At 73.1% G+C, this 12,193-nt stretch carries 11 protein-coding genes; 5 read left to right on the top strand and 6 right to left on the bottom strand.

Annotated elements, in window-relative coordinates:
- The gene (locus APR03_RS16025) at nucleotides 1-552 is read right to left on the bottom strand and encodes an alternate-type signal peptide domain-containing protein (RefSeq protein WP_253837171.1); all 552 of its coding nucleotides are present in this window, start codon (nucleotides 550-552) and stop codon (nucleotides 1-3) included.
- 220 nt (nucleotides 553-772) lie between these two features.
- Nucleotides 773-1,315: an NUDIX hydrolase gene (locus tag APR03_RS16020; protein WP_253837170.1), complete on the bottom strand. Its 543-nt coding sequence runs from the start codon at nucleotides 1,313-1,315 to the stop codon at nucleotides 773-775.
- Nucleotides 1,316-1,369: 54 nt separating this feature from the next.
- Between APR03_RS16020 and sigJ the strand changes: the two genes are divergently transcribed.
- Complete coding sequence (gene sigJ, locus APR03_RS16015) at nucleotides 1,370-2,260, top strand: RNA polymerase sigma factor SigJ (RefSeq protein ID WP_253837169.1); 891 nt, start codon at nucleotides 1,370-1,372, stop codon at nucleotides 2,258-2,260.
- Between the two features lie 75 nt (nucleotides 2,261-2,335).
- Nucleotides 2,336-3,262 carry an NADP-dependent oxidoreductase gene (locus APR03_RS16010; protein ID WP_253837168.1) on the top strand — a complete coding sequence of 309 codons (927 nt, stop codon included), beginning with the start codon at nucleotides 2,336-2,338 and terminating at the stop codon, nucleotides 3,260-3,262.
- Between the two features lie 85 nt (nucleotides 3,263-3,347).
- Here the strand turns inward: APR03_RS16010 and hrpB are convergent, their stop codons facing one another.
- Entirely contained in the window at nucleotides 3,348-5,864 is a 2,517-nt protein-coding gene (gene hrpB, locus APR03_RS16005) for an ATP-dependent helicase HrpB (protein WP_253837167.1), read from the bottom strand.
- A 219-nt stretch (nucleotides 5,865-6,083) separates the two neighbouring features.
- Between hrpB and APR03_RS16000 the strand changes: the two genes are divergently transcribed.
- Complete coding sequence (locus tag APR03_RS16000) at nucleotides 6,084-6,788, top strand: hypothetical protein (RefSeq protein WP_253837165.1); 705 nt, start codon at nucleotides 6,084-6,086, stop codon at nucleotides 6,786-6,788.
- Nucleotides 6,789-6,801: 13 nt separating this feature from the next.
- Here the strand turns inward: APR03_RS16000 and APR03_RS15995 are convergent, their stop codons facing one another.
- On the bottom strand, nucleotides 6,802-8,202 hold the full coding sequence (locus APR03_RS15995; RefSeq protein ID WP_253837163.1) for an FAD-dependent oxidoreductase: 1,401 nt from the start codon (nucleotides 8,200-8,202) through the stop codon (nucleotides 6,802-6,804).
- Between the two features lie 170 nt (nucleotides 8,203-8,372).
- Between APR03_RS15995 and APR03_RS15990 the strand changes: the two genes are divergently transcribed.
- Nucleotides 8,373-9,872: an SDR family NAD(P)-dependent oxidoreductase gene (locus APR03_RS15990; RefSeq protein ID WP_253837162.1), complete on the top strand. Its 1,500-nt coding sequence runs from the start codon at nucleotides 8,373-8,375 to the stop codon at nucleotides 9,870-9,872.
- 10 nt (nucleotides 9,873-9,882) lie between these two features.
- On the opposite strand, the gene APR03_RS25285 is transcribed toward APR03_RS15990, so the two are convergent.
- A complete protein-coding gene (locus APR03_RS25285; RefSeq protein ID WP_253837161.1) occupies nucleotides 9,883-10,092 on the bottom strand; it encodes a response regulator transcription factor in 210 nt (69 codons plus the stop codon).
- Nucleotides 10,093-10,726: 634 nt separating this feature from the next.
- On the opposite strand from APR03_RS25285, the gene APR03_RS25460 reads away from it, so the two are divergent.
- Nucleotides 10,727-11,158, top strand: coding sequence for an Abi family protein (locus tag APR03_RS25460; RefSeq protein WP_253837160.1), 432 nt, complete (start codon nucleotides 10,727-10,729; stop codon nucleotides 11,156-11,158).
- A gap of 36 nt (nucleotides 11,159-11,194) precedes the next feature.
- On the opposite strand, the gene APR03_RS15975 is transcribed toward APR03_RS25460, so the two are convergent.
- On the bottom strand, nucleotides 11,195-12,130 hold the full coding sequence (locus APR03_RS15975) for a hypothetical protein (RefSeq protein WP_253837159.1): 936 nt from the start codon (nucleotides 12,128-12,130) through the stop codon (nucleotides 11,195-11,197).
- Between the last annotated feature and the right edge of the window lie 63 nt (nucleotides 12,131-12,193).

Genomic DNA, 12,193 nt, shown 5'->3' with positions numbered 1-12,193 from the left:
TCAGCCGGCCGCCTCCGCGTGCGCCTGTGTCATGGTCACGGTGACCTCGGCCAGAGCGGCCGTCAGCTCCGCCCCCGTCGGCGACTGGGAGTCGTTGGTGGCGGTCTCACCGTCGAACGTCACGCCAAGAAGGACTCCCACCGTGTCGCCCGTGACGATCGGCGCCGGCAAGGTCGCCTCGCCACCGTTCACCGTGACCACCGGTTCGGCAAGGGTCAGCTCTGCCGTGAAGGCGTTCTCCTCCACCCATTCCGGCGCGCTCACCTCCACGCCGCCCAACGCCAGGTGCTCGCCTTCGGCTTCCATCGTATAGACGCATTCCAGGCTGACCGTCTCTCCTGGCACGATCGCGCCGTCAGCGGGCAGCGGGGTGTCGTCATCAAGGGTCCACGTGTCGTCACACGCCGTCGCGGCCACCGTAAAGCTGCCGGAGACGATGTCGGGGCCGTCCGCCGTTCCCTCGGCCGTCCAGTACGCGATCGTCCCCGCACCGCCGAGCAGCAGCACGGCAGCACCGCCCGTCGCGAGCGCGGCCTTGGTAAGTCGTTCCATGACGTGCGCCTTCCGTAGGAGTCCCCTGCGCGTTTCACGCTAAGCACGGTTGCTCTACGTTGCACGGGCAGAACGGGCGTCACCCGAAATCCTTGAAGAATGGCGCCGGAAATGCACCGGGAACAACCCGTTAGGTCGATTCAACGGTGCCGAGACGACATCTGCTGACCGTCGCGGTGCATTCTGAGAATGTCAGTTCTTACGGACGGTACAAAACCACTCAGTCGTCCAGCTGGACACCCAGGTGGCGCACCTCGCCGTCCCACCCCGACACCAGGTGGTCGACGACGTCGGGCAGCTCCGGCGGGAACACCTCCAGCGGCTGGTCGCGCAGCTGCGCCGGCGTCAGCCAGGCCATCTCGTCCAGCAGCTCCCGCTCGGCCTCGGTCCACCCCGCCGCGGACACCTCGACGGCGTCCGCCACCCGGGCCAGGTAGAACACCTCGTGCTGGCGGCACGTCTCCGCGAAGAACTCGAACACGCCCGTCCGGGTCAGCACCGGACCCACCAGGTCACCGGCGGCCAGCGTCAGCCCGGCCTCCTCGCGCGTCTCACGCAGCGCGGCGTCGACCGGCGTCTCCCCCGCGTCGATGCCGCCGCCCACGGTGAACCACCAGGAGCGCTCCGGCTGGTCCGCGTCGTGCCCGCGCACCACCAGCACCCGGCCGGCGTCGTCCACCAGGATGACGCGGGCCGCGTGGCGCTCGCGGACGCCGTCCGGCGCCGGGACCCAGTCGTCCCCGAGGGAGGTCGTGACGGACATGCGAGCCAGGATAACCGGCGACGACCCGGCTCCGGTCGGGGGCATGATGGGCGCATGACCCAGGGCTGGCCCGTCCCGGACCTCGACCGCGACCGGCTGGTGGGCGTCGCGTACCGCATGCTCGGGACGGTCGCCGACGCCGAGGACGCCGTGCAGGAGGCGTTCGTGCGCTGGTACCGGCTCGACGGCACCGCGCGGGCGGCAGTGGGCAACCCGGTGGGGTGGTTCGTGCGGACCACCAGCCGGATCTGCCTGGACGTGCTCAAGAGCGCGCCCCGGCGGCGCGAACGCTACGTGGGACCGTGGCTGCCCGAACCCGTCCCCGACGGCCGCTACGGCGTGCCGGCACCGCGCGACGACGACCCCGAGCTCCGGGCCGTACGGGCGGAGTCGGTGAGCCTCGCGCTGCTGACCGTCATGGAGTCCATGACCCCGGCCGAGCGGGTGGCTTTCGTGCTGCGTGACGTGTTCGGCTACCCCGTCGCCGAGATCGCAGAGGTCCTCGGCCGGTCGCCGGGCGCGGTGCGGCAGCTCGCGTCGTCGGCCCGCGCGCGCGTCGCCGCAGCGGGACCCGCGGCAGACGGCGGCGCGAGCGCCCGCCTCACCGCGACCTTCCGGCAGGCGGCGAACACGGGCGACGTCACCGCGCTCGTGCGGCTCCTTCACCCGGAGGTGACGCTCCGGTCGGACGGCGGCGGTATCGTCCGCGCCGCCCTCAACCCCGTGCGCGGGGCGGACAAGGTGGCACGGTTCCTGGTCGGCGTGCTCGCGCGGCAGAGCCCGGTCGTGCTGGCGGGCCCCGGCAACGGCAGGGTGCTGACGTTCGAGCACGACGGCGCGGTGACCGGCGTGCTCGAGCTCGTGGTGCGCGACGGCGTCGTCGTCGACGTGCTGGTCCAGTGGAACCCGCACAAGCTCGCGCAGTGGCCCGGCGGCCGGACCTGACAGCGGGCTCCCCTGCCTCGTCCATGTGGTGACAGCTCGTACGCGCGGCGAGACCACAGCACCAGGAGGACCCCGATGAAGGCCATCACCGTCACCGACCCCGACGCCGGGACCGCGGGCATGCGGCTGACCGACCGCCCGGAACCGACCCCGGCGGAGAACGACGTCGTCGTGCGCGTGCACGCCTCCGGCTTCACGCCCGGCGAGCTGACCTGGCCCGCCACCTGGACGGACCGGGCAGGCCGCGACCGCACGCCGAGCATTCCCGGGCACGAGCTCGCCGGTGTCGTCACCGAGCTGGGGTACGGCACGACGGGGCTCGGCGTCGGGCAGCGGGTGTTCGGGCTCGCGGACTGGACCCGAGACGGCACCCTCGCCGAGTACGTGGCGGTCGAGGCCCGCAACCTCGCGCCGCTGCCGGCCGACATCGACGTCGTCACGGCCGCGAGCCTGCCCATCTCGGGCCTGACCGCGTGGCAGGGCCTGTTCGAGCACGGGCGGCTCGAGGCCGGCCAGAGCGTCCTGGTGCACGGCGCCGCGGGCGGCGTCGGCTCCGTCGTGACGCAGCTCGCCCGGGAGGCGGGGGCGCACGTCGTCGGTACCGGCCGGACCGCGGACCGCGCCGCCGCGCTCGACCTCGGCGCGCACGAGTTCGTCGACCTCGGCGCCGACGAGCTCGGTGCCGTGGGGCCGGTGGACCTGGTGCTCGACGTCATCGGCGGGGAGATCGGCGACCGCTCGATCGACCTGGTCCGGCCGGGCGGCACCTTCGTCACGGTCGCCGAGCCGCCGGCGCGGCAGCCGGAGCGCGGACGCGCGGTGTTCTTCGTGGTCGAGGTGAGCCGCCCCCAGCTGACCGAGCTGGCCCGTCGCGTGCGGGAGGGGCGGCTGCGGACCCGCGTCGCGGCCGTGCACCCGCTCACCGAGGCGGTCGAGGCCTTCAACCCGACCGGCCGCGTCGCGGGCAAGACGATCATCAGGGTCACACCCCAGGAGGGGTGACCACCGAGCGCGGCGAGGTCGGTCGGTTGCCTCGAGATCGGTCCTTCGAGGGACCGATCTCGTGACAAGCGACCGACCTCGACGCTCACCGCCGGGGCTTCGCGCGCCCCGTCGCCACGGCTGACAGCGGGTCCTCCGGCCACGGGTGGCGGGGGTAGCGCGCCCGCAGGTCGGCCCGGACCTGCGGGTAGCCCTGCTGCCAGAACGACGCCAGGTCGCTCGTGATCGCGGCCGGGCGCCGGGCGGGAGACAGCAGGTGCAGCACGACCGGCACGCGGCCGTCCGCGACGGTCGGGGTGGCGGTCCAGCCGAACACCTCCTGCAGCTTCACCGCGAGGACCGGCGGCGCGGCGCCGTCGTAGGCGAGGCGCACCGCGGAGCCCGACGGCACCATGATCCGCTCCGGCGCGAGCTCGTCGAACCGGGCCGCGTCGGGCCAGGGCAGGAGCCGCCGAAGACCGGCCGCCACGTCGATGCGGGCGAGGTCACGCGCGCCGCGGACCGCGGCCAGCTCGGTGCCGAGCCAGTCGTCCAGCCCGGCCAGCAGCGCCTCGTCGTCGACAGCGGGCCACGGCACCCCGAGGTGCGCTTGACAGAACGCGAGCCGCTCCCGCAGGGCGAGCGCCGCCTCCGACCAGTGCAGCACGGACAGCCCGCTGCGGCGCAGACCGTCGCGGACCGCCGCCTGCACGAGCAGCGGGTCGGGCCGGGTCAGCGGGGCGTCGTTCAGCACGATCGCGCCGAGCGTCTCGACCCGACGGGTCACCACCCGGTCGTCGTCCCAGCGGATCTGGTCGGTGGTCGCGACGAGGTCGCCCGCGACGTCGCGCGCCGTGGCCTCGTCGATCGGCGCCGCCGAGCGGATCCGGGCGTCGGCGCGGCCGGGCGCCCGGTCCGCGACCGCGACGGCCAGCCAGTCGGTACCCCGCAGCGGCGACCGCGGGTCCAGCGCGGCGCCGGTACCCCCGGACATCTGATAGGTGGCCGAACCGGTCGACCGGACCCTGGCGATCCGGTCCGGGTACGCCAGGCCCACCACGATCCCCGCCGCGAGGTCGTCCGGCACGCGCCGTGCGGGCTCCCCCGGCGCCTCGCGTCCGGCGGGCGCGCCGCGGCCGAGGCGCTTGACCTCCTCGCGCCAGCGGGCGGTGGCCCCGCGGTCCTCGCCCCGGCGCAGGGCCCGCCACCGGGCCGGGAGGTCGTCGCCCGAGCCGCGGCCCGCGTCGTCGGACAGCAGCGCCACGACCTCGCGGGCCCGGTCGGCGCCGACCAGCGGTGCGCCGTCGAGCAGCGCTCGTGCGAGGCGCGGGTGCGCGCCTACCGCCGCGATCCGCCGGCCGCGCCGCGTGATCCGGCCGTCCTCGTCCACGGCCTCGATCCGGCGCAGCAGCTCGGTGGCCGCCGTCATCGCCGCCTCCGGCGGCGCGTCGAGCAGGGCCAGACCCGCCCCGCCGGGCGCGCCCCACGCCGCGAGGTCGAGGGCGAAGGACGCCAGGTCGGCGGTCGCGATCTCGGGCGCCGCGTGGTCGTCGAGACGGGCATGGTCGGTCGCGGACCAGCACCGGTAGACCCGGCCGGGAGCCTCGCGTCCGGCGCGGCCCGCCCGCTGGTCGGCCGACGACCGCGACACCCGCCGGGTGACCAGCGCACCGAGGCCACGGGACTGGTCGGTGCGCGGCTCGCGGGCCAGCCCCGAGTCCACCACCACGCGCACGCCCGGCACGGTCAGCGAGCTCTCCGCGACCGACGTCGTGACCACGGTCCGGCGCGTGCCGGACGGCGTCAGCGCACGGTCCTGCTCGGCCCGGGACTGGCGGCCGAACAGCGGCAGCACGTTCTCGCCGGCCAACCGCCGGGTCACACCGTCGATCTCGGCCTCTCCCGGCACGAACACGAGGACGTCGCCCTCGTTCTCCGCGAGCGCCCGCCGCACGACGGCGGCGACGTGGTCGAGCAGCCGTGGGTCGACCCGCCCGCCGGGCAGCAGGGGTGTCGCGACCGGCGGCGGTGCCCACTCGACGGCCACGTCGTACCGCACGGCCGACGCGGTGATCACGGGTGCGGGTGCGGCGGAGCCGAGGGCGCTCCCCAGGCGCGCCGTGTCCGCGGTGGCCGAGGTCGCGACGAGCGCCAGGTCGTCGCGGAGGTTGGTCCGCACGTCGACGCAGAGGGCGAGCAGCAGGTCCGCGTCGAGGTGCCGTTCGTGGCACTCGTCGATGACGATCGCGGAGACGCCCGGCAGCTCCGGGTCCTGCTGCAGGCGCCGCACGAGCAGGCCGGTGGTGACCACCTCGACACGGAGGTCCGTGCCGCCGCTGCGCTCGCCGCGCATGGCGTGGCCGACGCGCTGCCCGAGCGGTTCACCGATCAGGGTGGCGAGGCGGGCGGCGGCCGCGCGGGTCGCCACGCGGCGCGGTTCGGCGACGACGACCGTGCCGCCGAGCGCGTCGGCCAGGGCGAGCGGCAGCAGCGAGGTCTTGCCGGAGCCGGGCGGTGCGACGAGCACGGCGGTGCCGTGCGACCGCACCGCGTCGACGGTGGCGGGCAGGACCTCCCGGACGGGCAGGTCGGCCCCGGGCACCGACACGTCAGGAAGCAGCACGCCCCGACCGTAACCGACCGCAGGGTGCGCCCGCCGCGGCCTCAGAGCGTGTGAGCGACCTCGAGCGCCTGCTCCGCGGGGCTCAGCATGCGGGGAGTCTCAGCATGCGGAAGTCAAGGGGACCGGCCGCGCCGCGTCAACGTCATTCGTGGACAGCCTGCGAGAATCCGTCCTCGTGAACCATCTGCCGGACCCGTACCACGGGATGGAGCGCGCCCGATGATCCACACCTTCCACCTGGCCGAGCTGCCCGCCGGTGTGACGGCCCGCGCGCTGGTGCGGCCGCCGTCCGCCACCACCGTGCCCGGGCTGGACCATGCGGAGTGTCTGGCTCTCATGCGCCTGGGCGCGCCCACCGTCTCCCTGGACCGGCTGCAGCTGCGCCGGATCGCCGTGTTCGCCCAGTGGCACCATGAGGACGCCGTGGACCGCTTCCTGTCCGACGACACGCTCGGGCGCCACCTGGCGACGGGCTGGCACGTGCGGCTGGAGTACCTGCGCCGCTGGTCGAGGCTGGCGGCCCTGCCCGGGCTGCCGGCCCGGACCGGCTCCTGGGACCAGGACGAACCGGTGGTCGCGGTGACCGTCGCGCGGATGCGGCTGCCCGAGGTGCCCCGGTTCCTGCGGTGGGGCAAGCCGGTCGAGCGCCAGGTGCGCGACCACCCCGGAACCACGCTCGCCCTGGCCGCCTTCCGGCCGCCGCACACGATCGCGACGTTCTCCGTGTGGCGCACGGTGCGCGAGATGGAGTCCGTGGTGCACGGTCGTGCCGCCGGTCCGGTGTCCCCGGACCGGCGGCACGCCGACGCCATGGCCGAACGCAGGCGCCGCGACTTCCACCACGAGTTCGCGACGTTCCGGTTCCGGCCGCTGGCCGAGCACGGGGCCTGGGAAGGACGCGCCGGGATCGTCCCGGTGGGCTGATCCCGGCGTCCGGTCAGGCGGTGGCGATGCGCGGCAGGAGCGTCTCGGTGAACTGCCAGATCAACGACGAGTCGTGCGTGTGGAACGCCGCCCCCGAGTAGAAGGTGCGGTTGCGGCCCTGGAGCGAGCCCAGCCGGCGGTAGAAGCCCGCACGGACGGCCTCGGCCGACACCGTCAGCTCGAACGGCGTGTGGCTGGCGAAGGTGGCGAGCTCGGGGGGTGTGGCGGGCAGGGTGCCGGCCTCGCCCAGGCGGCGCACGCTCGCCCGGATCTCGGCCTGCACCGCCCGCTCCGACAGCGCGACGGGGCTGCCGAACTTGACGTTGTGCAGGCCGGGGATGCCGGTCGGGGCGATGTTGTAGACGCCCGGGAGCTCGGGCAGGTGGTGCGGGGTGTCCAGGCCGATGTACCGCACCTGCAGGCTGTCGGGGATGCCGGAGTCGCGCAGCACGCCGGTGTAGTAGGCGCTGTTGCGGAACTGGCCGAAGAGGTGGCGTTCGAGGCCGTCGAGGTCGAACCCGTCGAGGTTGCCGAGCAGGGGCGGGATCGTCACCAGGACCTTCCGCGCGCGGATCGTGCGCCGGCCGGCGGGCGTGTCGACGCGGACGGTGGCGTGCCGCGCGCCGTCCCGGTCGGTGGACACGACCCGGCTGTTCAGCAGCACGTCGTCGCCCAGCTCGGTGCGCGCCTTCCGGTACAGCTCGCTGTTGTCCCGGCGGGAGGTGCTGACGAAGCCGATCTGGAGGTTGCGCAGGATGTCCGACCCGAAGTTCTTCATCACGTACAGGGTCGGCTGACGCAGCAGGTCGCCCAGGCCCTGGCCGAACTGGAAGACGGTCGGCACCACCGCGTCGAGGTCGTACCTGCGCACGAACTCGCCGAACGGCAGCAGCAGGTCCGTCGGCACCGGGTCGGGCAGCTCGAAGCCGTACTCCAGGTACGGGAACCTGGCGAGGTGCTCGCCGTACAGGGCCAGCGCCGCGGCGGGGTTCGGCGGCGTGTAGTCCGGTACCGCACGGCCCGTGCGGTGGTCGACGTAGAGGGTCTCGCCACCGAACGACGCCTTGCGCAGCGGGATGTCGAAGCGCTCGAACCACTGCCGCACCAGGGGCTGGTCGTGCCAGACGACGACGCCGATGTCGACGGTGCCACCCGTGGCGGGGTCGGTGTACGTCTGCGTGTGCCCGCCGAGCCGCCCGTTGCGCTCGACCACGACGACGCTCTGCCCCAGCTCCCGGAGGCGGATCGCCGCGTACGTCCCGGCCGCGCCGCCACCGATCACCGCGACGTCGCGCACGATGTCGCCCCGGCCGCCCGTTTCCGACCCGGCGGCAGGGCTCGCGGCAGACCCGAGCGCCACGGCGCCGGCTCCCGCCCCGATCAGTCTCAGCATCTCTTTGCGGCTCAGGTTCATGGGGAGTTCCTCTCGAAGAGCAGCGCAGGATCACGGCAGGTGTCGGCTCGTAGGTCTTCGTCACATCGGGACGCCTATTTGTCCCAGATGTCCAGTGCACCCTAGCAACGGGAGCCCGCTCCGCACACGGGCTCCCAGCACGCCGCCCTGGGCGCCGGTTACCCTACGGCGTGCCAACGACAGCGGGGATCGACCCGGACGAGCTCGCCACCACCCTCCGGGTGCTGGGCCGGCTCCATGAGCTGGAACCCACCCATCCCGACGTCCAGACGGTCAAGCAGGCGACCGGCTACATGTGGAAGCTGCTCAAGAAGTCGCGCAAGGCGGCGATCCGCGAGGAGCGGCAGGCCCACGACCGGAGCGTCATCGAGCGGACCGCGACCGGCTCGGCGGCGCGGATCGACGACGAGACCGCCGGCATCCCGCTGGTCTCGACGGCGCCGGGTGCGTTCGCCGGGGAGCTGCGCACCGCCCGCGGCTGCTACATCTGCAAGACGGACTACACGCTGGTCGACTCGTTCTACCACTGGCTGTGCCCGGACTGCGCCGCGGCGAGCCACGTGCGGCGCGAGCAGCGCACCGACCTGACCGGCCGGCGCGCGCTGCTCACCGGCGGCCGGGCGAAGATCGGCATGTACATCGCGCTGCGCCTGCTGCGCGACGGCGCCCACCTGACCATCACCACCCGGTTCCCGAAGGACGCGGTGCGCCGCTTCTCGGCGATGCCCGACGCCGCCGACTGGCTGCACCGGCTCAAGATCGTCGGCATCGACCTGCGCGACCCCACCCAGGTCATCGCACTGGCCGACGACGTCGCCGCCGCCGGCCCGCTCGACATCCTGATCAACAACGCCTGCCAGACGGTCCGCCGCTCGCCGGGCGCCTACTCGCAGCTCGTCGCGGGCGAGTCGGTCCCGGTGCCCCCGCTCCCCCACGGGCTCCAGGCCCCGGAGATGGTCACGTTCGACCACGTCTCGGCGGCGCACCCCGCCGCCATCGCGGGGGCGCTGGCCGCCCTGTCGGTGGCGCACCACGAGGGCGAGTCGCAGGACGACGCCGTGGCGACCCACACCGCGGCGTCCCTCACCGCGCTGGCGCTCCGGGCGGGCTCGGCCTCCCTGGACGCGCACCTGGCGGGCACGGCCGTCGACGCCGGCGGGCTGCTGCCCGACGTGCAGACGAACAACTCGTGGACCCAGGTCGTGGACGAGGTGGACCCGCTGGAGCTCCTGGAGGTCCAGCTCTGCAACGCGATCGCACCGTTCCTGCTCATCTCCCGGCTGCGGCCCGCGATGCGGGCCGCGACGTCGAAGGCGCGGCGCGGCTACGTCGTCAACGTCTCGGCGATGGAGGGCCAGTTTTCCCGCCGCTACAAGGGCGCCGGGCACCCGCACACCAACATGGCCAAGGCCGCCCTCAACATGCTGACCCGGACCTCCGCCGGGGAGATGTTCGAGAAGGACCGGGTGCTGATGACCGCGGTGGACACCGGCTGGATCACGGACGAGCGCCCGCACGAGGAGAAGCTGCGGCTCGCCGCCGAGGGCTGGCACGCGCCCCTCGACCTGGTCGACGGCGCCGCGCGCGTCTACGACCCGATCGTGCGGGGCGAGGCCGGGACCGACCTGTACGGCTGCTTCCTCAAGGACTACGAGCCGTCGCCCTGGTAGGGCCGGGCCGTCAGAGCAGCCCGGCGTCGCGGACCCGCAGTGCGATGGTCACGCGGTTGTCGGTCTCGAGCTTGAGGAAGAGGCGGGTCACCGTCGCCTTGACGGTGGCGACGCTGATGAACAGCCGCGCGGCGATCTCCGCGTTGCTGGCGCCGCGGGAGATCTCCAGGGCGACGTCGAGCTCCCGCGGCGTCGCCAGCTGGTTCGACCTGAACGGCACGACCGTCCCGCTGGCCGACGGCGAGATGAGCGCCGAGGCCGTGGGGCCGCTCCTTGCCTCGACCGGACTGTGGGTCGTGGTGCCGTTCGTTCTCGGTCTTCTGCGCGTGAGCCGGATCGAGCTGCGGTAGCGGTTCGCAAGGACCGCCACGCTGACCGAAGTTGGCACCGGCCCGTCGAGGTTGGGACAGAAGGTCGCCGTTCTGCACCAAGCAAGTCGCTGTTCTGCAACGGTGAAACCCGGTGATTCCGCGAATCTCCGGAGCGCGTGGAGCCTCCGCAGGCACAATGTCGGCGGAGGCTCCCCGTCACGCGCAGGTGCAGGTCGCCACCGACCCCGGTCAGCGGCTCGTGTTCACGAACCACGCCCTCTTTTCCGCACGCGGCCACCCGCGCCCCGCGTTCTACGCCGGACACCTCTCGAGCCGAGCAAGGCTCCCCGCGTTAGCCTGGATCCATCACGATCAGCCCGTTGCCGCAAGGCGCGGGCTGATTTCTTTTTCAGGGAGCGCGACGGCGGAGTACGCGAAGCCGTGGCTGTCCGTCGACGAGCAGATCGACCGGCTGGCGGGGCACGGTCGGGCACGACACTGCGGCACGCCGAGGACATCATCGACTTCGACCGGCGGCTGCGGATGCCGGTCATGGACGGCGTCGAACGCATCGAGGTCGCCGTCCGCATGCGGATCGGCTACGTGCTCGGCAGGAGGTCCCCCTTCTCCTACGAGGACCCGAACTGCTTCACCGAGGCCTTCACCGCCGAGAGCACCGCCGCCCGGAGCACCGAACCGAGCAGGCAGGTGCAGTGGCTCCAGCGCGTCAACGACAGAAAAGCCGGTTCCGACGAGCAGTTCGTCGAGCATTTCCGGGAGAAGTACGACGACCGCATGCCGGTCTGGGCGCTCACCGAGATCCTTGAGCTGGGCCATCTCTCCGTCCTCTACCGCGGCGGAGTGGGCGAAGCAGCTGGCAGCGCTGCTGCGGGAGTTTCCATCTCGCATGCGCTGACGGTCGCATCGGTGGGAGCTCCGCAGGGCTGGGAGTCGCTCGCCCTCTGGCGCAGCTGACCTCACGGTCCGCGAGCCAGTGCTACAAGCGAAGTCTCAGCCGTCACGAAGGCGTCGGCGGGCCCGCTCCCTCTGGGCGCGGGCGTGCTGGACCTGGCGGTAGCAGCTCTCGTAGCGGTCGGCCCACGTGCTGTCGTCCTCGTCGTGCACCACCTGGGCAAGCACGCTCCAGACACTCTCCTGAATGCGGCGCAACAGGACAATGTCCTTGGGACGCCAGGCCAGCAGGTATCGGACGGCGCCGGACCATGCAGGGTCGGTAGCGGGTACACCGGCCAAGGCTGTGAAAACTGCCTGCAGGGGTAACCGCTCGAGCAGGATCGTCGCCACCCCCTCGTGCACCGGGTAACCGGAGTAGCGGCCGGTGCCGCCTGACCGCCAGCGCAGGAGCGCCAGCGCTTGGTCGGGTGCTCCCGGGTGCGCCTCAGCAAGGCTCCCGGCGAGGTCGTCGACCAGTCGCTCGGAAAGCCCAGAAGCGGCCTCCGCGAGTATGCGGGGAACCTCTGCACGAACGGCCTCGGGTGCGGCCGTCGTCCAGGACTTGAGGGCCTGCGCCTGGTCTCGTCGTTGTTGTTCGCGCCGGTCGGCCCGTCCAGCAGCGTGCGTATAGCCGTGATCAGCCATCCAGGCGATGAGCTCCGGACCGTGCGCAAGCTCGACATCGCCTTCAGGCGAGCCCTGCCAACGGAGCGTCGAGCCGTGATGCCAGCCGAGGACATCGATTCCGGTGCCCTCGTGGTCCAGCAGCTCGAACGCGGAGTCGCCGAGGCACATGCAGGACATGCCCGTGAATCGGGAGATCTCCAGCAACCGGGCCAGTTCGTCGAGCTCAGCACGATCGCTGATCGTCAGCACAGGCTCGACGTCGCGCGGTGGGCTCCCCGACGCACCGCGGTCGTACACGCGGATGACCGACGCCGAGCGCACCAGACCGTTCAGCACCTGCGCATCGAGCGCGTGGTCGTCGGACATGCATGCCAGAGTAGCGGCGCGCCCGACAGGGCCGGCCATTTCCAGCCGCGCTCGGCCAGCCGG

It is taken from the genome of Promicromonospora thailandica (assembly GCF_024171955.1).
GTDB lineage: Bacteria > Actinomycetota > Actinomycetes > Actinomycetales > Cellulomonadaceae > Promicromonospora > Promicromonospora thailandica.
Note: the sequence above shows the minus strand (reverse complement) of the source record. Positions and strands in the feature narration are given on the sequence as shown.

Excerpts from the sequence above, each read along its gene's own strand:
- APR03_RS25460 (WP_253837160.1), top strand. The coding sequence starts at position 10,727 with ATGCCGGTCATGGACGGCGTCGAACGCATCGAGGTCGCCGTCCGCATG.
- APR03_RS16025 (WP_253837171.1), bottom strand. The coding sequence starts at position 552 with ATGGAACGACTTACCAAGGCCGCGCTCGCGACGGGCGGTGCTGCCGTG.
- APR03_RS15975 (WP_253837159.1), bottom strand. The coding sequence starts at position 12,130 with ATGTCCGACGACCACGCGCTCGATGCGCAGGTGCTGAACGGTCTGGTG.
- APR03_RS16010 (WP_253837168.1), top strand. The coding sequence starts at position 2,336 with ATGAAGGCCATCACCGTCACCGACCCCGACGCCGGGACCGCGGGCATG.
- APR03_RS16020 (WP_253837170.1), bottom strand. The coding sequence starts at position 1,315 with ATGTCCGTCACGACCTCCCTCGGGGACGACTGGGTCCCGGCGCCGGAC.
- APR03_RS16000 (WP_253837165.1), top strand. The coding sequence starts at position 6,084 with ATGATCCACACCTTCCACCTGGCCGAGCTGCCCGCCGGTGTGACGGCC.
- sigJ (WP_253837169.1), top strand. The coding sequence starts at position 1,370 with ATGACCCAGGGCTGGCCCGTCCCGGACCTCGACCGCGACCGGCTGGTG.
- APR03_RS15995 (WP_253837163.1), bottom strand. The coding sequence starts at position 8,202 with ATGAACCTGAGCCGCAAAGAGATGCTGAGACTGATCGGGGCGGGAGCC.